Origin of the sequence: Pseudomonas sp. PMCC200344 (genome assembly GCF_030053095.1) — a bacterium.
GTDB classification, from domain to species: domain Bacteria; phylum Pseudomonadota; class Gammaproteobacteria; order Pseudomonadales; family Pseudomonadaceae; genus Aquipseudomonas; species Aquipseudomonas svalbardensis.
The window spans coordinates 697226-717654 of sequence record NZ_CP125618.1 but is presented as its reverse complement, the minus strand read 5'-3'; the positions used below and the strand labels follow the sequence as shown (position 1 = coordinate 717654).

13 protein-coding genes are annotated in these 20429 nt (G+C 58.8%); 12 read left to right on the top strand and 1 reads right to left on the bottom strand.

Translation table 11 applies throughout. The features are described 5' to 3' along the window. Positions 1–32: 32 nt before the first annotated feature. From accB to QFW87_RS03090, 12 genes are all read left to right on the top strand, one after another. On the top strand, positions 33–494 hold the full coding sequence (accB, locus tag QFW87_RS03145; protein ID WP_283182790.1) for an acetyl-CoA carboxylase biotin carboxyl carrier protein: 462 nt from the start codon (positions 33–35) through the stop codon (positions 492–494). A 17-nt stretch (positions 495–511) separates the two neighbouring features. Next, on the top strand, positions 512–1870 hold the full coding sequence (gene accC / locus QFW87_RS03140) for an acetyl-CoA carboxylase biotin carboxylase subunit (protein ID WP_283189788.1): 1359 nt from the start codon (positions 512–514) through the stop codon (positions 1868–1870). 156 nt (positions 1871–2026) lie between these two features. Further along, positions 2027–2383 (top strand): ATP-binding protein, encoded by a 357-nt coding sequence (locus QFW87_RS03135; RefSeq protein ID WP_283189787.1) that lies wholly within the window; start codon positions 2027–2029, stop codon positions 2381–2383. Then, entirely contained in the window at positions 2337–2825 is a 489-nt protein-coding gene (locus QFW87_RS03130; RefSeq protein WP_283189786.1) for a Fic family protein, read from the top strand. Before QFW87_RS03135 ends, QFW87_RS03130 begins: the two co-directional genes overlap by 47 nt. A 169-nt stretch (positions 2826–2994) precedes the next feature. Then, positions 2995–3873, top strand: a complete 879-nt coding sequence (gene prmA / locus QFW87_RS03125) for a 50S ribosomal protein L11 methyltransferase (RefSeq protein WP_283189785.1) — start codon at positions 2995–2997, stop codon at positions 3871–3873. Between the two features lie 30 nt (positions 3874–3903). Then, a complete protein-coding gene (locus QFW87_RS03120) occupies positions 3904–5112 on the top strand; it encodes a DUF3426 domain-containing protein (protein WP_283189784.1) in 1209 nt (402 codons plus the stop codon). Between the two features lie 185 nt (positions 5113–5297). Continuing rightward, on the top strand, positions 5298–6308 hold the full coding sequence (gene dusB / locus QFW87_RS03115; protein WP_283182786.1) for a tRNA dihydrouridine synthase DusB: 1011 nt from the start codon (positions 5298–5300) through the stop codon (positions 6306–6308). Next, complete coding sequence (gene fis, locus QFW87_RS03110) at positions 6305–6625, top strand: DNA-binding transcriptional regulator Fis (protein WP_007907419.1); 321 nt, start codon at positions 6305–6307, stop codon at positions 6623–6625. Before dusB ends, fis begins: the two co-directional genes overlap by 4 nt. Before the next feature lie 81 nt (positions 6626–6706). Continuing rightward, positions 6707–8314, top strand: a complete 1608-nt coding sequence (gene purH, locus QFW87_RS03105) for a bifunctional phosphoribosylaminoimidazolecarboxamide formyltransferase/IMP cyclohydrolase (protein WP_283182785.1) — start codon at positions 6707–6709, stop codon at positions 8312–8314. Between the two features lie 190 nt (positions 8315–8504). Further along, entirely contained in the window at positions 8505–9800 is a 1296-nt protein-coding gene (gene purD / locus QFW87_RS03100; RefSeq protein ID WP_084319205.1) for a phosphoribosylamine--glycine ligase, read from the top strand. Positions 9801–9899: 99 nt separating this feature from the next. Further along, positions 9900–12677 carry a hybrid sensor histidine kinase/response regulator gene (locus QFW87_RS03095; protein ID WP_283182784.1) on the top strand — a complete coding sequence of 926 codons (2778 nt, stop codon included), beginning with the start codon at positions 9900–9902 and terminating at the stop codon, positions 12675–12677. 64 nt (positions 12678–12741) lie between these two features. Further along, positions 12742–13338 carry a MarC family protein gene (locus QFW87_RS03090; RefSeq protein WP_007937197.1) on the top strand — a complete coding sequence of 199 codons (597 nt, stop codon included), beginning with the start codon at positions 12742–12744 and terminating at the stop codon, positions 13336–13338. Here QFW87_RS03090 and QFW87_RS03085 read toward each other — a convergent pair. Then, positions 13307–20392, bottom strand: coding sequence for a TcdA/TcdB pore-forming domain-containing protein (locus QFW87_RS03085; RefSeq protein ID WP_283189783.1), 7086 nt, complete (start codon positions 20390–20392; stop codon positions 13307–13309). The two genes, QFW87_RS03090 and QFW87_RS03085, sit on opposite strands and share 32 nt — an antisense overlap. Positions 20393–20429 lie beyond the last annotated feature (37 nt).

The window sequence follows — 20429 nt, the reverse complement described above, 5'->3', positions numbered from 1 at the left end:
GCCCCTGACCGACCCTTGGGAGTTGATGATTCATGGATATCCGTAAAGTTAAGAAACTGATCGAACTGCTGGAAGAGTCCGGCATCGACGAGCTCGAGATCAAGGAAGGCGAAGAGTCCGTACGCATCAGCCGTCACAGCAAGACCCCGGCTCAGCAGTACTACGCACCGGCTCCAATGCATGCTCCGGCGCCGGCGCCTGTTGCTGCTGCCCCGGTTGCCGCTGCCGCTCCTGCTGCTCCGGCCGCGCCAGTGCTGAACGGCAACGTTGCCCGCTCGCCTATGGTCGGCACCTTCTATCGCAAGTCTTCGCCAAGCTCGCCGTCTTTCGCTGAAGTCGGCCAGACCGTGAAGAAAGGCGACACCCTGTGCATCGTCGAAGCCATGAAGATGATGAACCACATCGAAGCTGAAACCAGCGGTGTGATCGAATCTATCCTCGTCGAAGACGGCCAGCCGGTTGAGTACGACCAACCGCTGTTCACCATCGTTTGAACCGCGGAGAGACTTTGATGACTGCGAAGTTGGAAAAAGTTCTGATCGCCAACCGCGGTGAGATCGCCCTGCGGATTCTGCGTGCCTGCAAAGAGATGGGTATCAAGACTGTCGCCGTTTACTCCAAGGCCGACAAAGAGCTGATGCACCTGGGTCTGGCAGACGAATCCGTCTGCATCGGCCCGGCCTCGGCCGCGCATTCTTATCTGCACATCCCGGCAATCATCGCCGCGGCTGAAGTGACCGGCGCTACCGCCATTCACCCAGGCTACGGTTTCCTTGCGGAAAACGCCGACTTTGCCGAACAGGTCGAAAACTCCGGCTTCGCGTTCATTGGCCCGAAAGCTGACACCATTCGCCTGATGGGCGACAAGGTATCGGCCAAGCACGCCATGATCGCGGCTGGCGTTCCAACCGTTCCGGGTTCCGACGGCCCGTTGCCTGAAGACGAAGAAACTGCTCTGCGCATCGGTCGCGAAGTCGGTTACCCGGTGATCATCAAAGCCGCTGGCGGCGGTGGTGGTCGCGGCATGCGCGTTGTGCATAAAGAAGAAGACCTGATCTCCTTCGCCAAGCTGACCCGCACCGAAGCAGGCGCGGCGTTCGGCAACCCGATGGTCTATCTGGAAAAATTCCTGACCAACCCACGTCACGTGGAAGTTCAGGTACTTTCCGACGGCCAGGGCCACGCCATCCATCTGGGCGACCGCGACTGCTCGCTGCAACGCCGCCACCAGAAGGTTCTCGAAGAAGCGCCGGCACCGGGCATCGACGAGAAGGCACGGGCTGAAGTCCTCGCACGCTGCGTCAAGGCGTGCATCGACATCAACTACCGTGGCGCGGGTACTTTCGAATTCCTGTACGAGAACGGCGCGTTCTATTTCATCGAAATGAACACCCGCGTTCAGGTTGAGCACCCGGTTTCGGAAATGGTCACCGGCATCGACATCGTCAAGGAGATGCTCAGCATCGCCGCTGGCAACAAGTTGTCGTTCACTCAGGATGACGTGGTCATCCGCGGTCACGCGCTGGAATGCCGGATCAACGCCGAAGACCCGAAAACCTTCATGCCGAGCCCAGGCACGGTCAAGCATTTCCACGCACCAGGCGGCAACGGCGTTCGCGTCGATTCGCACCTGTACAGTGGCTATGCCGTTCCGCCGAACTACGATTCGTTGATCGGCAAGCTGATCACCTACGGCGCAACCCGTGACGAAGCCCTGGCGCGCATGCGCAATGCGCTAGACGAAATCGTTGTCGACGGGATCAAGACCAACATCCCGCTGCACCGCGACCTGGTCCGCGATGAAGGCTTCTGCAAAGGTGGAATCAACATCCACTACCTGGAACACAAGCTGGCTGGCGAAAAGCATTAAGCTGTGATCCATACCAACAAAGCCGCTTTCGAGCGGCTTTGTTGTTTCTGAAGGTTTCATCCGTCCCTGCGGGGCTAATCTGGCAGGCACTGGTCTGTCCGGGCTGGCCATAATCGCCCTCTAATCAGCGCAACGCCGACGAACCAGAGCCAGCCTATGCCTGAAAAACTGCCCATCAATCTCAACGACCTCCTGCACCAGAGGACAGTCGAGGGTGAGCGAATCGAATACAAATCGGGCTGGAATCCTGATCCGATCATTCGCACGCTCTGCGCTTTCGCCAACGACTTCGAAAACCTGGGCGGTGGTTACGTTGTGATTGGGCAGAATTGCGATGCCAATGGTCAGCCGAACTTTCCTCCACGGGGACTTTCCGATCAGGTGCTCGACAAGATCCAGCTCGAACTGCTAGCGGCTTGCCAATCAATTCAGCCTGCTTACTTTCCAGTGTTGAGTATGGAAGAGGATGGAGGACCTGCGAATAGGCCGCGCCGTGAGCCGCCGCTACCGTAACCGGCGAATTGGTGAGTTCCTGAAAGAACTGAGTCTGACCGAAGGCCGCTCGACAGGCATCCCGAAAATCCTCAAGGTCATGGCGGTCAATGGCTCACCTGCGCCACTATTTGAAACCGACGATGATCGGATTTCGTATGTCGTACGGCTTCCAGCGCACCCTCAGTCACAGAGAGCAGAAGAAACAACCATGGAAGTCACCATGGAAGTCGCTTCGGTGCTGAGGGCCATTGAAGGCAACATGAGCAGGCTGGAACTTCAGACCACTATGGGCCTGAAAAACGCCGATCATTTCCGTAAAGCTTACATACTGCCGGCCATGGCCGCCGGGGTGCTTGAAATGACGCTGCCTGAACACCCCAACAGCCGCCCGCAACGCTATCGTCTGACGAACAAAGGCCTGCAATGGCTCACAGCCAATAATGCAGGGAATCAGCACTAAAATGTGATCCATACCAACAAAGCCGCTTTCGAGCGGCTTTGTTGTTTCTGGAGGTTTCATAATCTGCACGCGAACAAGGCTGCTCCCACAAAAGCCCCGCGCTCGCGTAAACTTGCGCGCTTCTCGCAGCCCGCTAGGCTGCAATCAATATTTTTCAAAGGTGCCCGCCATGCCTTGGCTGCAAGTCCGTCTCGCCATCAGCCCAGAACAAGCCGAAACCTACGAAGACGCTTTCCTTGAAGTGGGCGCCGTATCGGTGACTTTCATGGACGCCGAAGATCAACCGATCTTCGAGCCGGAACTCAACACCACGCCACTGTGGTCGCACACGCACCTGCTGGCCCTGTTCGAAGGTGGCACCGAAGCCGCCACCGTGCTGGCCCACCTTGAATTGCTGACCGGCAGTCCGCTGCCCGAACATCACAGCGAAGTCATCGAAGACCAGGACTGGGAACGTAGCTGGATGGACGGTTTCCAGCCGATGCGTTTTGGCCAGCGCCTGTGGATCGTTCCAAGCTGGCACGCCGCGCCAGAGCCTGACGCGGTGAATTTGCTGCTGGATCCGGGCCTGGCGTTCGGCACCGGCACTCACCCGACTACCGCGCTGTGCCTGGAATGGCTCGACGGCCAGGACCTGAAGGACTGCAACGTATTGGACTTCGGCTGCGGCTCGGGGATTCTGGCGATTGCTGCCCTGCTACTGGGCGCCAAGGAAGCCGTCGGCACCGATATCGACGTGCAAGCCCTGGAAGCCTCCCGTGACAACGCCGGGCGCAACAACATTGCCGAAGAGCTCTTCCCGCTGTATCTGCCGCAAGATCTGCCGCAGGTTCAGGCCGACGTGCTGGTGGCCAACATTCTTGCCGGCCCGCTGGTTTCCCTGGCGCCGCAATTATCCAGCCTGGTCAAATCCGGTGGTCGTCTGGCGCTGTCGGGCATCCTCGCCGAGCAAGGTGAAGAAGTCGCCAAGGCTTACGCCCAGGACTTCGATCTGGACCCGATCACCAATCGCGATGGCTGGGTGCGCATCACTGGCCGTCGGCGCTAGAATGAACGCCTGTATAAACCGGATCGCCGCATGACCGACAGCTTCGTCACCCAGTGCCCGCATTGCCAAACCAGTTTCCGCGTCAGCCATGCTCAATTGAGCGTGGCCCGCGGAGTGGTTCGTTGCGGCTCGTGCTTGCAGGTGTTCAACGCCGCCAAGCAGCTACTTGAGCAACGGTCCGGCAAGGACGTGATCACGCCGGCTGCCCCGGTCATCGTCGAACCGCCGGAGCCGCGAGCCATCAGCCAAAAGCAATGGACCGCGGCCGAGCTGGATCTGGACAGTCTGGACCTGGACGAAGAGCTCGCCCGCCTCGAACAACGAGAGATCCAGCCGACCACGGAATTCGGCCGGCCCCGCGAAGACAACCTGAGTGCCAGCCGGGATACCGTCGAGCACGAAGAAGCGCCGTGGCCCGACAGCCTGTTCAGCGAATCGGCTGCCGATCGTGCGCAGACCACTGAAGCCGACTTGCCGGAGCTGGAACTCGATCCGAGCAAATACTCGCGCACCGAACCTTTGCTGTCCCTGGAACCGGTGGAGCTGGACGACAAGTCTCTACCACCACAGCTGCGCCTGCACGACCCGCTAGACGCACCGATGCATCACGAACGCCTGTCGGCGACCGATGATATCGACGACGATCGGCCCTCGATCCAGCCTCAGCGCAAAAAGCGTGAGCCGGCTGTCCGCGCCGAAGCCCTGCAAGACCTGACCGATGACCCACTGCAGCTGGACTGGCAAAAGCGCCGTTCACCCTGGGGTCGCCGATTTTTCTGGCTGCTGCTGGTCCTGCTCGGCGCCGCCGCGCTCGCCGGTCAGTACATCGCCTACCATTTCGAGGAACTGGCGCGTCAGGACCAGTACCGTCCGTGGTTCCAGCAAGTGTGTCCGCAAATCGGCTGCACCGTGCCATCCAAAGTCGACATCGCCAAAATCAAAAGCAGCAACCTGGTGGTCCGCAGTCACCCGGACTTCAACGGTGCACTGGTGGTCGACGCGATCATCTACAACCGCGCGCCCTTCTCCCAGCCTTTCCCGCTGCTGGAGTTGCGTTTTGCCGACCTCAACGGCCACCTGATCGCCAGCCGTCGCTTCAAGCCCGGCGAGTACCTCAACGGCGATCTCGAAGGGATGGCGGAAATGCCTCCGCAAACGCCGATCCACATCGCACTGGATATCCTCGATCCAGGTACCAAAGCGGTGAATTACAGCCTGAGCTTCCATTCGCCCGAGTGAAACGGTTCAGTGTTACGGCTTTGACGGCATATTTCTGACTTTGACCGCTCATACCTAACCGCTGGCGATAACAGAATAACTGTTCAGATTTTGTTCAATTCAGCCTTTATCCAGTCATCGAGAGCGGGTATCATGCCAACCCTTTTTCGAACTCTCATGATCCGACCCCACAACAGGGAAGTCCTATGTCGGCGGTACGCATCGGTCCTTACACATTGCACAACGGCTTGATTCTCGCCCCGATGGCGGGGGTCACAGACCAACCCTTTCGTCAGCTGTGCAAGCGACTGGGCGCAGGACTTGTAGTCTCGGAAATGGTCACCAGCGACATGAGCTTGTGGAACACCCGCAAATCGCGGATGCGCATGATCCACGAAGGTGATCCCGAGCCCCGCTCGGTACAGATCGCCGGTGGTGATGCACAGATGCTGGCCGATGCAGCCCGGGCCAACGTCGAACTGGGCGCACAGATTATTGATATCAACATGGGCTGTCCGGCGAAGAAGGTCTGCAACAAGGCCGCCGGGTCCGCGCTGTTGAAGGATGAAGCACTGGTGACCGAGATCCTGCAGGCTGTAGTGGCTGCGGTTGATGTGCCGGTGACCCTGAAGATCCGCACCGGCTGGGACCGGGACAACAAGAACGGCCTGACCGTGGCGAAGATCGCCGAGCAGGCAGGCATTACGGCGTTGGCGGTTCATGGCCGCACCCGTGCCGATCTGTACACCGGCGAAGCCGAGTACGACACCATTGCCGCGATCAAGCAGGCCGTGTCGATTCCGGTCTTTGCCAATGGCGATATCGATTCGCCAGAGAAGGCCCGGTACGTGCTCGAGGCGACCGGTGCCGATGGCCTGCTGGTGGGCCGGGCCGCCCAGGGGCGGCCATGGATTTTTCGTGAGATCGATCATTTTCTGCGTACCGGCGAGAAACTCCCGGCACTGGAACTGATCGAGGTGGAACGCATTCTGCTAGAGCATCTGGCTGCGCTGCACGTCTTTTATGGAGACGTCATGGGCGTACGCATTGCTCGAAAGCATGTGGGCTGGTATCTCGCAACCTTGCCGGGCGCCAGGGAGTTTCGCGCCCACTTCAATCGTTTGGAAGATACGGAAGCACAATGCGCCAACGTTCAGGGCTTCTTCGCCGAACGTTACAAGAGCCTGACAGGGGACGGAGACGAGGTGGCCGCATGACGATGATGACCGAGACTTTAGTGAGTGGAACAACACCCGTGAGCGACAACGTGAATTTGAAACAGCACCTCAATACGCCGAGCGAAGAAGGTCAGACCCTTCGCGGGAGTGTCGAGAAGGCGCTGCACAATTATTTCGCCCACCTTGAGGGCGCTGCCGTCACGGATGTGTACAACCTGGTGCTCTCCGAAGTCGAGGCTCCCCTGCTCGAGTGCGTGATGAACTACGTCAAGGGCAACCAGACCAAGGCCAGCGAGCTGCTCGGGCTGAACCGAGGCACGCTGCGCAAGAAACTCAAGCAGTACGATTTGCTGTAAGCATTCAATCAAACCAGAAAGGCGCCCGCGTAAAAACGGTCGCCTTTTTTGCTGACTCCTTTGCTTTTGATGGAAATTGAAATGACCGACCAGACTACCCGCCTGCCGATCCGCCGCGCCTTGATCAGCGTTTCCGACAAGACCGGGATCCTCGAATTCGCCAAAGAGCTTGAAGCCCTGGGCGTCGAGATCCTCTCCACCGGCGGAACGTTCAAGCTGCTGCGCGACAACGGTGTTGCCGCAGTGGAAGTCGCGGATTACACCGGTTTCGCAGAAATGATGGACGGTCGGGTGAAAACCCTGCACCCGAAAATCCACGGCGGGATCCTCGGTCGTCGCGGTATCGACGACGCCATCATGAACGAGCACGGCATCAAGCCGATCGACCTGGTAGCGGTCAACCTGTACCCGTTCGAAGCCACCATCAACAAGCCAGGCTGCGACCTGCCGACCGCGATCGAAAACATCGATATCGGCGGCCCGACCATGGTCCGTTCGGCTGCAAAAAACCACAAAGACGTGGCCATCGTGGTGAATGCCAGCGACTACGCCAGCGTCCTCGAAAGCCTCAAGGCTGGCGGCCTGACCTACGCTCAGCGTTTCGACCTGATGCTCAAGGCCTTCGAACACACCGCAGCGTATGACGGCATGATCGCCAACTACATGGGCACCGTGAACCAGGCGGCTGACACCCTCAGCACCGAAGGTCGCAGCGAGTTCCCACGCACTTTCAACAGCCAGTTCGTCAAGGCTCAGGAAATGCGCTACGGCGAGAACCCGCACCAGAGCGCGGCGTTCTACGTTGAAGCCAAACCGGCCGAAGTCGGTATCGCCACCGCCACCCAGCTGCAAGGCAAAGAGCTGTCGTACAACAACGTGGCCGACACCGACGCCGCGCTGGAATGCGTGAAGAGCTTCGTCAAACCGGCTTGCGTGATCGTCAAGCACGCCAACCCGTGCGGCGTGGCCGTGAGCCCGGACGCCGAAGGCGGTATCCGCCAGGCTTACGAACTGGCCTACGCCACCGACACCGAGTCGGCGTTCGGCGGCATCATCGCCTTCAACCGCGAACTGGATGCTGAAACCGCCAAGGCCATCGTCGAGCGTCAGTTCGTCGAAGTGATCATCGCCCCTTCCGTCAGCGCAGAAGCTCGCGCCATCGTGGCGGCAAAAGCCAACGTGCGCCTGCTGGTTTGCGGCGAGTGGTCGGCTGATCGCGCCGCTGCCTGGGACTACAAACGCGTCAACGGTGGCCTGCTGGTGCAGAGCCGCGACATCGGCATGATCGGTGCCGACGACCTGAAAGTCGTGACCAAGCGCGCCCCGACCGAGCAAGAGATCCACGACCTGATCTTCGCCTGGAAAGTCGCCAAATACGTTAAGTCCAACGCCATCGTCTACGCCAAGAACCGTCAGACCATCGGTGTCGGCGCTGGCCAGATGAGCCGTGTGAATTCCGCACGCATTGCTGCGATCAAGGCTGAACACGCTGGTTTGCAGGTACAAGGTGCGGTTATGGCATCGGATGCATTCTTCCCGTTCCGCGACGGTATCGACAACGCGGCCAAGGTCGGTATCACTGCGGTGATCCAGCCTGGCGGCTCGATGCGTGATAACGAAGTGATTGCTGCGGCTGACGAGGCCGGCATCGCCATGGTATTCACCGGCATGCGCCACTTCCGTCACTAACTAGACGACGGCCGCACTGAAGCCGGCATCTGCTGCGTTGGAGCCGACCTCGATGATGCTCATTGCCAAAAGGCAACTCCGCTCATCGAGGTCGACTCCGCCTTGCATCTACCGACTTCATTGCGCCCTCCTACAGCGTGAAGCGCTTTAGGTTCTAAAAACAGAATTAGCGTCATCCGAGGTTTTTGAAATGAATGTTTTGATCATTGGCAGCGGTGGCCGTGAACACGCCCTGGCCTGGAAAGTGGCTCAGGATCCGCGTGTGCAGAAAGTTTTCGTGGCGCCCGGCAACGCCGGCACCGCCATTGAAGCCAAGTGCGAGAACGTCGCTATCGATGTGCTGGCCCTTGAACAGCTTGCAGATTTCGCCGAGAAAAACGTTTCCCTGACCATCGTCGGCCCGGAAGTGCCGCTGGTCGCGGGTGTCGTCGATCTGTTCCGCTCCCGTGGCCTGGACTGCTTCGGTCCGACCGCTGGCGCTGCTCAGCTGGAAGGCTCGAAAGCCTTCACCAAGGATTTCCTGGCGCGCCACAAGATCCCGACCGCCGACTACCAGAACTTCACCGAGATTGAGCCTGCCCTGGCTTACCTGCGTGAAAAAGGCGCACCGATCGTGATCAAGGCCGATGGCCTGGCCGCCGGTAAAGGCGTGATCGTTGCCATGACGTTGGCCGAAGCCGAAGACGCCGTGCGCGACATGCTGGCCGGCAACGCATTCGGCGACGCCGGTTCACGCGTAGTGATCGAGGAGTTCCTGGACGGCGAAGAAGCCAGCTTCATCGTCATGGTCGACGGCAAAAACGTATTGCCGATGGCCACTAGCCAGGACCACAAACGCGTCGGCGACGGCGATACCGGTCCGAACACCGGCGGCATGGGTGCTTACTCCCCTGCGCCGGTGGTCACCAGCGAAGTGCACAAGCGCGTCATGGACCTGGTGATCTGGCCAACCGTGCGCGGCATGGCCGAGGAAGGCAACGTCTACACCGGTTTCCTGTACGCCGGGCTGATGATCGACAAAGCCGGCAACCCAAAAGTTATCGAGTTCAATTGCCGTTTCGGCGACCCTGAGACCCAACCGGTGATGCTGCGTTTGCAGTCGAGCCTGGTGTTGCTGGTCGAAGCGGCGCTGGCGCAAGCCCTGGACAAGGTCGAAGCACAATGGGATCCGCGTCCGAGCGTCGGCATCGTGCTGGCGGCTGGCGGCTATCCTGGTGACTACGCTAAAGGCGTTGCCATCAACGGCCTCGATGCAGCTGCCGCACTGGAAGGCAAAGTCTTCCACGCCGGTACTGCACTCAAGGACGGTCAAGTGGTGACGGCCGGTGGTCGGGTGCTCTGCGCCACGGCAATGGGTGCCAGCGTCGATGCCGCTCAGCAGCAGGCTTACAAGCTGGCGGCCAAAATTGACTGGGAAGGCTGTTTCTATCGCAAGGACATTGGCTACCGTGCCATTGCCCGCGAGCGTGGCGAAAATCAGGAATAAGAACGCCATTCGGCCAGGCAAGGGCTTCGGGCCCTTGCCGGACTATTCCGGCGCCGCGCATAGTTATATTCTGGCATCAACCTACGAAGGGATTTCGCCGTGCGCTGGCTCAGGATTGCCATAGGTTTCACCGTCACTCTGCTGACCTTGCTCTGCATGCTCCCGGCCCAGGCCGCGCAAGGCAGTGGCTGGGCGGTATTGCTCGACGAACAGGGCGACTTGCAGCTCAGCGACATCCGTTCCGCTCGCTACACCAATCAATTCAGCCCCATTGAACTCGACCGCCTCACCGCCGCCGAGCCCGATGGCGCGTTATGGCTGCGTTTCAGACTCGCTCCCGGCAAGCATGAACAGTTGCTGCGGGTATCCGCGCCCGACCTGTCGCACCTCAATCTGTATGTGCTGGACGGCGACACGCTGATCGAGCAACTGAACACCGGCACCGGCCAGCCCCAGGCTGAACGGCCACTGCCCAGCAGCGACTTCATGTTGCCGTTGCCGCAAAACGAAAAACCTCTCGATGTTTACCTGCGACTGGTCTCCGACCATCAATTGAGGCCTTACATCACCCTGCAGTCGGCGGTCATGACCGCGGCCAATCAGAATCAGACGCTGATCTACGGACTGTTGTTCGGCTGTATCGCGATGCTGATCCTGCACAACCTCATTCGTTATGCCTACTCCCGTTCACGCAGCAGTCTCTGGCTGGCGGGCTGCGAAGGGCTGTTGATGCTCAGCCTGGTCCTGCTGCTGAACCTGGCCGGCCCGTGGTTGCCGAACTGGCACGCGGTCCAGACACCGGGCGCTTACCTCGCCCTGCTGCTGACGGCACCCTGCGGCCTGATGTTCGCCTATCGTTTCTTCGCCCCGCTCGGCCCGCACCCGCTGAACAAGCTGCTGTTGGGCGACATCCTGCTCATCAGTGTCTGCGGCTTGCTGCTGTTGTTCGTCAACACGCTACCGCTGAACATCATTACCTACGCGCTGGTCGCCCTCGCGGGCCTGACCATGTTGTTCGTCAGCGCCTATCACTGGCAAAAAGGCTATCGTCCGGCACGTCTTTTCGTGGCGGCAATGGTGGTGTTCAACGCCGGTACGCTGATTATCCTGCCCGCCCTGCTGGGGCTGACCCTGGTGGAGCCTCAAGGTCTGATCACCACGTTGCTGGTGTTCATCTGTATCAGTGGCCTGTTGATGAGCATTGCCTTGAGCGAACGTCAGCGCAGCATCACCGAAGACCGTTTCAGCGTCAGCCGCGACCTGGCCGCCAGCAACGCCGAGATCAACGCCAAGGCCGAATTCCTGGCAAAAATCAGCCACGAAATCCGCACCCCGATGAATGGCGTGCTGGGCATGACCGAGCTGCTGCTGGGCACGCCGCTCTCGGTCAAGCAGCGCGACTATGTACAGACCATCCACAGTGCCGGCAACGAACTGCTGACACTGATCAACGAGATTCTCGACATCTCCAAGCTCGAATCCGGGCAGATCGAACTGGACGATGTGCAGTTCGACCTCAACGCACTGATCGAAGATTGTCTGAGCATCTTCCGCGCCAAGGCCGAACAGCAGAACGTCGAGCTGATCAGCTTTATCCAGCCGCAAGTGCCGCGCGTCATCAGCGGTGACCCGACTCGCCTGCGTCAGACCTTGCTGAGCCTGCTGGAAAACGCCCTGAAGAAAACCGACGAAGGCGAAATCCTGATCGTCGTCGCGCTCGATGAGCGCAGTGCCAAACCGCGCTTGCGCATTGCCGTGCAGGACAGCGGTGAGCCGATGGACGCCGAAGAGCGCGACGCATTGATGCACGCCGAACTGCACAGCAAGCACTTCCTCTCGGCCACCCGTCTGGGAGGCAACCTGGGACTGGTGATCGCCCGTCAGCTGATTCGCTTGATGCAAGGGGAGTTCGGGATCAAGAGCGGCGCCAACCAGGGCAGCACCTTGTGGCTGACCCTGCCGCTGGACCCTGACCGCCTCGAACACCCGACATCTGACCTTGATGGCCCCCTGCAGGGTGCACGGGTACTGGTGGTGGACGACAACGACACCTGTCGCAAAGTGCTGGTGCAACAGTGCACCGCCTGGGGCCTGAACGTTAGTGCCGTAGCGTCCGGGAAGGAAGCGCTGGCGCTGCTGCGCACCAAGGCTCACTTGCGCGATTACTTCGACGTGGTCTTGCTGGACCAGAACATGCCCGGCATGACCGGCATGCAACTGGCGGCCAAGATCAAGGAAGACCCGAGCCTGAACCACGACATCCTGCTGATCATGCTCACCGGCATCAGCAATGCGCCCAGCAAGATCATCGCGCGCAACTCCGGGATCAAACGCATCCTCGCCAAACCGGTGGCCGGTTACACCCTCAAGACGACGTTGGCCGACGAGTTGAACCAGCGAAACAAGGGCCTCTCCATCTCACAGCACCTGCCCATCGGCCCGACCTTACCGGTGAAGGTGCCAAGCGATTTCCGCATCCTGGTGGCCGAAGACAACAGCATCTCGACCAAGGTGATTCGCGGCATGCTAGGCAAGCTCAACCTGCAACCGGATACCGCCAGCAATGGCGAAGAAGCCTTGCAGGCGATGAAAACCCAGCGTTATGACCTGGTCCTGATGGATTGCGAAATGCCGATCCTCGACGGCTTCTCCGCAACTCAGCAATTGCGTGCCTGGGAAGTCGGTAATCAGCGGACTCGCACGCCGGTGGTGGCGTTGACTGCGCACATCCTCGCCGAGCACAAAGAACGTGCACGCCAGGCCGGTATGGACGGGCATATGGCCAAACCGGTCGAGCTGTCGCAACTGCGTGACCTGATCGAGCATTGGGTGGCCCAGCGCGATCAGCAGATCCGGGCAGCGACTCAAACGTCCTGAGCCGACAGACCCCGCAGCGCCTGATAGACTCCCCCTCGACTTCCCTCGCCAGTGAGCTTGCACCATGCTCCACGTGTTGTTCAGCGTTTACCTGAAGATGCTGGTGCTCTACAGCCCGTTCTTCGTATTGTCCTGCTTCATCAGCCTGACCCGCGGTTATTCGCGCAAGGAACAGCGTCGACTGGCCTGGAAAGTGGCGACAGCCACGCTGGTCTCCAGCGTCTTGCTGTACCTGTTCGGGCGAGTGATTTTCAGTGTCTTCGGCATCACCGTGGACGCCTTCCGCATCGGCGCCGGCAGTGTGTTGTTTATCTCGGCGCTGGGCATGGCCCAGGGCAAGTCGGCGGTGCAAACCGACAACGTGCAGCAGGACGTGACCATCGTCCCGCTGACCATTCCCCTGACGGTCGGCCCCGGCACCATCGGCGCCTTGCTGGTGATGGGCGTGAGTCAGCCTCATTGGGACGACAAACTCACGGCCATTCTCAGTATTGCCCTGGCCAGTTTTACGGTCGGCGTGGTGCTTTATCTGTCCAACCGCATCGAGCGGATTCTCGGTGACCAGGGCTTGCAGATCGTCAGCCGGTTGATGGGGTTGTTCGTCTGCGCATTGGCGGCGCAGATCATCTTTACCGGGGTGAAGGGCTATCTGGTTCCGTGACGCCCACCTTCGTCATTAGCGCGGCGAGCTGCCTGTCCTCGCCATCGATGGCCAGTGCCTGCACTAGCTGATCAAGGGTTACGGTCACTGTGGTGCCATGAACCTGAAGACTCAGGCTCACCGCGCGGCGCTCGGCCAAATCGTCGGAGTGATCGCGCAAGATCAGGCTGTGCCCGGTGTTCGGATCGGTGAACAGCAACTGCCTTTCAACCAGGCTGACCCGCCACACATCCTGCGCCCCGGTATCCAGAATCAATGTGCCAGGCATCAGAGACTCAGCGCTCAACGAACGACGACAATCAACCACAATGCATTCAAGCCGCTGCCAGACAGTGCTCGATACGCTGCAGCTGATCGCTCTGGGCCCATAACTCAAGATCAACTGGGTAACGCCGTCAGGTATCAACGGCATAACGTCATTGAGCTCACCCTGAAACTCCAGCATCAACACCTCGGCTTCACGACGTGCAACGCTGTTCTCCAGCCACACATCCTTCGAAGCGCTGTATGTCAGTTGGCTGGGCGTTTCATGTAACAAGGCAACAGCTTTGTTTCGAACACCCAGCAGTCGGGTTTCCAGGCTCGTATTGACCTCACCCACCACACGATCGATGCCCTCGACGTACCATTGGTAGCCCGAGTAACCGCCAACCGATACAAATGCTTCGTGGGGATGCTTGCTCACCAGCGCCTTTAACGCTTGCCTCACCCCCGCATCGTATGGGTAATTCGTACCCTGTTGCGCCAGAACCCAGTCTCCCGTGACGCCGACAATACGTGCCGGTTCACCGAACATCATCTCGAGTTCAACCCCTTCAAGCGTCCGCCCTCGCAGACCGGCACCCTGTGTCCATACCTGCGCAAAAGACCATTCGGGCCAGACCTTTTGTAGCACAGGCAACAGGTCCTTCCGCAGAAGCTGAAGACCATTATCAAAGAGTGTCGGTAGTTTTTCAGGCTCAAGGAACGCTTGGCGGTAAAGTTGCCCAACGGAAATATCCAGCAGCCAGCCCGCCTCCTCATCTGGAGGCGTTGCCACCAACTGCACTACCTTGCCGGGGCCCACATCAGCAATCAGCAATCGATGGTCGACGTACCAGGCACACAGTTTTTCATCCCGTACGCCGGTGCCCAGACCAAGAATCGAAAAGCTCGACGCTTGATGCGCCTTCGCAAGCGCCTCAACGTCGGTCCAAAACTCAAAGCCAATGCCCAACGGCCCTCTGGCATCCTCCAGCCAGTCTTCGGAGACTCCGGCCAGCTGCGACTGCCCTTGCTCGTTGATATCGAAATACAGCCCTTCCCTGGTCAACGCAACGTAGCGTTTTTCATTGGCGATGACTTCAATCACATTCCAGGGCCCGATACGCTCAGCCTGGGCATCCACACCGGTGACAGTCATCCCGATCTTCTGGCGATAGAGGGTCCGATTGTGCTTGTCAAAGAACAGGACGGTATCGCCCGTGCTGGTCGCGGGTGTCAGCAACATCGGGCTGACCGCGCCGCCCGGCCCCTCAATCTGCGGCACATTGGGACGAATCAGCAGGCCATCAGCAGCACGGACCCACGTGCTGACCGGTTCCTTTCTGCCCTGGGTCAAAGGTGTTATCGAGACAAACGCCGCTGGCTGATAATCCACGACTATCACTTGGGTCAAAGGCCAAAGTTTCGAGTCCTTGACCAACAGTTCGTAATCCCACAGGAAGTTCGACCACCCAGGCATGGCGCCCTTGAGCAGCAGGTCTTGCTGACGGTCGGTCAGATGACCTGCAATCGCCAGCAGCAAGACTTCGTCCTCACCCAATAGGTAGACCACCTCGGCTTCACGCCCAGTGCGCTGGGTCACTTGCTGGACAATCCGAATGACCCCCGGCCCCAGGACCTGGAACACCGAAATGCTCGAACCGGGCACCGGATCCATCAGCCTATAGAATCGATTGACCTGCCCGGTGACCACGTCAGAGCGCCAGATGAGTGCTTCCCGGGAGCAATAGAAATACGCCTGCCCACCCATCACCGCGCCCAGCCTGGCTTGGTTCGCCAGTGCTGATGGGAGGTCGCGAGCGTAGATAAAACGATCACGGGCCTGCTCATAAAAAGCCGTGGTGAGTTGTGGTTCTTGTGGGTCTGCGAACGGAACCGGGAAATTCTGTACCGCTGTGAATGGGCTGGCCAAACGATTGGTGCGGGCCAGTTTCCTGACTCGGGCCTGGATAATCGCAGTGTCGACAGTCGGATCGTTCTCCAGCTCTTCGAGCAGCAACTGCTGTTTTGCCCAGTTGACTCGAAACGAGTTATGCGAAGTCTGGATAACCAATTCAGGCGTACCCATGACGTGAACGTCGACAGTTCCCACCTTCAAAAGGCCTTCGCCGACAACGATGTCCTCTTCGCTCAACCAGAGCGCACGCAGCGTCCAGGCCATGGGGCGAGCCTTCTGTGCCAGCGACAGATTGACCGATCGCACGCCCGGGGCGAGTGTCAGCGCACAATGACCGCCCACCCCTTCAACACTGTAGGACAGCTTGCCGTGCAACATTTTGGGCAGCTCGGGCACCAGCAACGAACGCGGCTCCTTATCCAGCAAGACACTGATCGTCGTCTCGACCTCTTTCGGATACAAGTTGTGCAAGATGTACTCGGTGGGGAACTTGTAAAAGGTGAACCAGAACTGGCGATTGCCTGCTGTGTCGTACTCCAGCTTCAGCGCAGTTTCAAAATGCTCGGAACGCGTGGTCGAAAACGGCAGGGCCGAGTAATTGAAACCGAACCAGGTGTTGGCCACACACGGCAGGACAATGGCCTGAAAGGTCGTCAAATCGCCAATAGCCGCATGCTCCGGCAACTTAAGGTGTTGTCGAATGTTGATGGCTTTCGAACGATCAGGATTGTCATTCGGCGGGTGCAGCACGGAGGTGTTGGCCGATAAAATTTCCTGACTACCAAACGTCAGTCGCTGGTTGCGCAAATCAATCTCGCGGATGACCGCATAAGGACTCGGATAAAACACACCCTCCCTGATCGAGTGACCGCCCGAGCGATACGCCTTATCGACGCGGTTCAGGTACTGACCGATCCGCCGTCCTCGCTCCAATGTGCCGTTGAACCCTTCGACCAGCGCGCTCACGCCAATGGCCAGCCCGCCCAGAATCACACCGGCCCCGCCAAGAAACGCAGCTGCCGTACTGGCACCTGCCAGGCCGGCGCCTATGCCGGCCGCAGACAGTGCCAACCCCGCGGAATCGAACGCCAACTGCGTGCCGTATTGCGCCCGTTGCAGATCGTCCTTGGCATTGGCCAGCAGATAGATATCGAAACCCAGAGTAGCCAGCTGCATCACCGTGGCCAAACCATCCCTGGCAATATGTCCCAGCGCGTTGACCACTACCGAGGAGGAGGTCCGGGCGACCAGCGGTGCGTCGTTTAACGCCACCCTGAACAGTTTGACCAGATCCGCGATGTCGAGCAGATTGCCATGGGCCAGTTGCGCGTAACTGAGGTAACCGTGCATTCGCACGGCAGTCGTCAGGCTCCGGTCTTCATTGATGTCGCTGATTTGCTCATGGGACTGGAGCGCCACCAGCAGCGCCTGAACCGTAAAAGCCGCATTCAAGGTATGCACGGCGCTGACATCGGTCGGGTCGACATAACCCGGTACGGACGGCTTGACCGACAGTGTCTGGAAGGTCTCCGTCAGGTAGGAGCGGATCCGCGACAGAACTCCGTCGGTGCTTGACACCCTGACGGTGCGCGTGGGGTCCTTGAGATTGACCAGGCTGATTTCATAGTGTCCACCCGACACCTCTCGCACACTGTCGAACACCGGAACAAAGTCTCGCCCAAGGTTACTTTCCGCGTGGAGGCGATCAGCGCTGTGCTGAATCTGCTGCGCCCAGTGACGGGCGTCCAGCTCGTTCAGTCCACGCCCCAGTCGGGCATTTTCCGCCAATGAACGGGCCCGTAACTCAGCATGGTGTTCCCATGGCGCCACCGTTACACCGGTGCTGATCGGATCATGGCTCAGCAAACCCGACACATTGATCTGCGACGGCAGTGTCAGATCGGCAATACGCGGGCCATTGAGGTCGACGACGTTGAACGTCGCTTCCATCAAGTAACTGATCTCATAGAGTTTGGCCAGCTCAGGGCTGCTCAGAAATCGCTCCAGACCACGGTGCAGGTCCTGCGCCTGGTCAAATCCGAAGACACCGAAATTCGGATCGTAGAAGTGATAGGCACTCGACTCGCCATTGACGACTTTTGCCACCAACAGGGAATGGCTTTCGGTGTTGAGCATCAAGGTACTGGTGGAAGTCCTGGCTTCCAGTGTCTGCATGACCTGATTCAGCCCGGACTCTCCTGACAAAGTGCCCGACCGCGCCATTGGCACGGTTCGCAGCTCATCGAGGGTCCGCAGAAAAGCATGGGTTTCATTGGCGTCGGGCGCAAGGTTGGCATTGGCCAACCTGCCGCTCAAAGCGTCCACGGCCGAGGGGCCTTTTTCGAGGGCTGCCGCCATAGCCAACACCAGTGGATAACAGCGCCTTCCGGGATCGCCTTCACCTCTGACCAGTAACCCCTGGGGCATCAACCTCCCCGTCGAAGCACCTTGCGCGATGAAGGTTTCCAGCACCGTGGCGCTGCGCTGGAAGATGTGCTGGCGCAGTTCGTATTGGGCCTGAAACCTGATGCGGGCCATGTGCTCGCCCCATTGACGCAAGGTCAACGGCTTCTCGAACGCAAGGGCCTTGAGCACCTGAGCGCTGTTTTTCGATGGCTCAACCGATGCCTGGGCAACTACAAACCCGGCTTCGAATGCAGGATGCCTGCGTGCGAGCAAGGCCTGCTCGATGGCCAGATAACGCTGGGCGAAACCCAGGTCGGCGGTGCTCTGAGCGAGGGTTCGGGTGCGCCGCCAGGCATCGTCGAATCCGGCATTATCCAGCGTCTGCGCGCCGAACAGCCCCCCGAGTAGTACTCGATGCACCGGGCTCAACTGATCAAGCGGCAGAGAGCCGTGGCCAATACGGGCAATCATTTCGTTCAAGTTACCGATCGGCTCAAAACCGTGTGAGACCGGAAGTTCGACACGGGCTTGCGCCAGGATCCGCTGACGCTCATCGAAGCTCAGGGACCAAGGCTTATCGAAGCTCAGGTCGCCGCTGAGTTTTTCGTTCATGGCCCGGATGAAGGGGACACCGAGGTCATCCATCAGTTGCTGCAAGAGGTCGGTCTGTAAAACGGGACGGCCTTCAATCACAGGCCAACCCTTTTCAAACGTCATAAGCCGACCTTTAAGCAGCTCCGTGATGTTGCCTTTGAAATGGGCCTTATAGCCGCCCTGGCTCGCTTTGGTTGTTTCAAGCTCGAACCAGGCCGCCTCAGTCCTGGCATTGTCTTTCCAGCTGTGATGGGTTTCTTCTTCGGTGGCGAGGTTAAAGCCGTCGAACAGGTCAACCTTGTCGCTGATCAGTTGGCGGCTTTCAAGCACCGCATGGTCTTCGACAAAGTCACTCAAACCGCTGGACACCGCCGTCGGCCCGCTCATCGCAATGGCCGATTGGGCGCCGAATTTGATGCCGTCGGCATCATAGTCATTGATCGCCTGCGCAAAACTGGTGAGGCTTTGCATATTCGCCTCCCAACTTGAAATCGAACCGTGGTTTCTCTCCAGCGCCCGGACAATCAGATCGGAAAATACCCGGTGATCCTGAAGCGATACATTGCTGCTCAAGGCCTGCGCAACGACCCGGTCCAGGAACTGATAGTTGCTGCGAATTTTTTCCATAACGGCGGTGAGTTGCGCAGAACCCGCATGCCCACTCAACAGGGCATTGGATAATCCGTTGAATGGCGTCTTGATTTGATCAGGCATCGAGTCAAGCATGTTTTTGTTCCCGACGCGCAGCCCGTTCGCTGCAACCATGACGTCATTGAACGGCGCAAAAATATCGCCGAGGGACGGCATGCTTTTGGCAAATGCTGTTATCGCCTCTCTGTGTTGTTCAGCCACCTTGGGGCGAAAATCCGCATAGGCCTGCCCCCGATTCGGAAGTAGTGTCGGGTTGTGATCGAACAATACCTGCATCACACCTATACGTTCTTCGGCACTGAAGGCGACGAGATCCACACCGCCGAGCACTTTATGCAGAGACGGCAGCAAGTCAGCGTCAAGATAGGTTCCACTCTCGACATTCAGAACTTGTAAACGTGTGATATCGGATGCGGCTGCCAGGTTGGCGCGAAACGAGATTTCGCGCTCATAGATATCGAACAACGGTTGATCGATAAGCTCTACGTGTATGTCTCGATGGGTAATTTCCACGCGTTGCAGAGATTGAAGATTGCGGGCCTTGAGCGCCTTGAGCGCACCTTCGTCCTGGCCATAGGCACTGACTAAAAGATCGATCCGCGCCTGATCGGCGCTCCCGCCCGCCTGAGTGACAGTCTGGATATGCTCGAACATCTGCTGTCGCAACACTCGAGTTCGCTCGATGTAACGACGAGCCAGCGCAGCAGACGTATCGACTGCGCCATGTGGCGCAGAAATCGCCCCCAGCGCTTTGGCTGACTCGACGATAATGCGATGGGTCTCATGGGCCAGCAAAGCATCGCTGTCATACCACAGGTTGAGGCTGTAACCCTGTGGGGCAAGCATTTGCCTCCAGACATTGATGTAGTCTCCCTGAATAGCGCCAATGCCCCCGCCCACCCAGACAAAGTGCAACTTTTTAGGGACGGGTTTGGCTGTATTCAGTAGTTCGACAGTTGTACTCAAACGCAGGAAATAGTCCGTCAATTTATCCCGGACTTTTTGCAGTGTGGCAGCCGAACCTTTCGGGTTTATTGATTCGAGGGTTTCCTTCAATAGGCTTATCGGCGTCAGTTGGGCGTCAAGACTCGACGCTTCGGTAGCACCGTCGAAGTAACGCAAGGCCGCTGCATGCTCCGGCATGTCTTTGAAACCGCTCAACGCAAACTCCAACTCGCTGCGATCAAACGGCGTGGAAATAGTGTCAGTCTGATTTAGCGTTCCCGTCGTTGTACTTTTCATTTTCATATCCTTATGAAAAAAAAAGACAGCCACTGAC

Bases quoted from the DNA above. Each gene is read 5' to 3' on its own strand.
- purH (WP_283182785.1), top strand. From the start codon at position 6,707: ATGACCGACCAGACTACCCGCCTGCCGATCCGCCGCGCCTTGATCAGC.
- dusB (WP_283182786.1), top strand. From the start codon at position 5,298: ATGTCGGCGGTACGCATCGGTCCTTACACATTGCACAACGGCTTGATT.
- QFW87_RS03090 (WP_007937197.1), top strand. From the start codon at position 12,742: ATGCTCCACGTGTTGTTCAGCGTTTACCTGAAGATGCTGGTGCTCTAC.
- QFW87_RS03135 (WP_283189787.1), top strand. From the start codon at position 2,027: ATGCCTGAAAAACTGCCCATCAATCTCAACGACCTCCTGCACCAGAGG.
- prmA (WP_283189785.1), top strand. From the start codon at position 2,995: ATGCCTTGGCTGCAAGTCCGTCTCGCCATCAGCCCAGAACAAGCCGAA.
- QFW87_RS03130 (WP_283189786.1), top strand. From the start codon at position 2,337: ATGGAGGACCTGCGAATAGGCCGCGCCGTGAGCCGCCGCTACCGTAAC.
- QFW87_RS03120 (WP_283189784.1), top strand. From the start codon at position 3,904: ATGACCGACAGCTTCGTCACCCAGTGCCCGCATTGCCAAACCAGTTTC.
- fis (WP_007907419.1), top strand. From the start codon at position 6,305: ATGACGATGATGACCGAGACTTTAGTGAGTGGAACAACACCCGTGAGC.
- accB (WP_283182790.1), top strand. From the start codon at position 33: ATGGATATCCGTAAAGTTAAGAAACTGATCGAACTGCTGGAAGAGTCC.
- purD (WP_084319205.1), top strand. From the start codon at position 8,505: ATGAATGTTTTGATCATTGGCAGCGGTGGCCGTGAACACGCCCTGGCC.
- QFW87_RS03085 (WP_283189783.1), bottom strand. From the start codon at position 20,392: ATGAAAAGTACAACGACGGGAACGCTAAATCAGACTGACACTATTTCC.
- accC (WP_283189788.1), top strand. From the start codon at position 512: ATGACTGCGAAGTTGGAAAAAGTTCTGATCGCCAACCGCGGTGAGATC.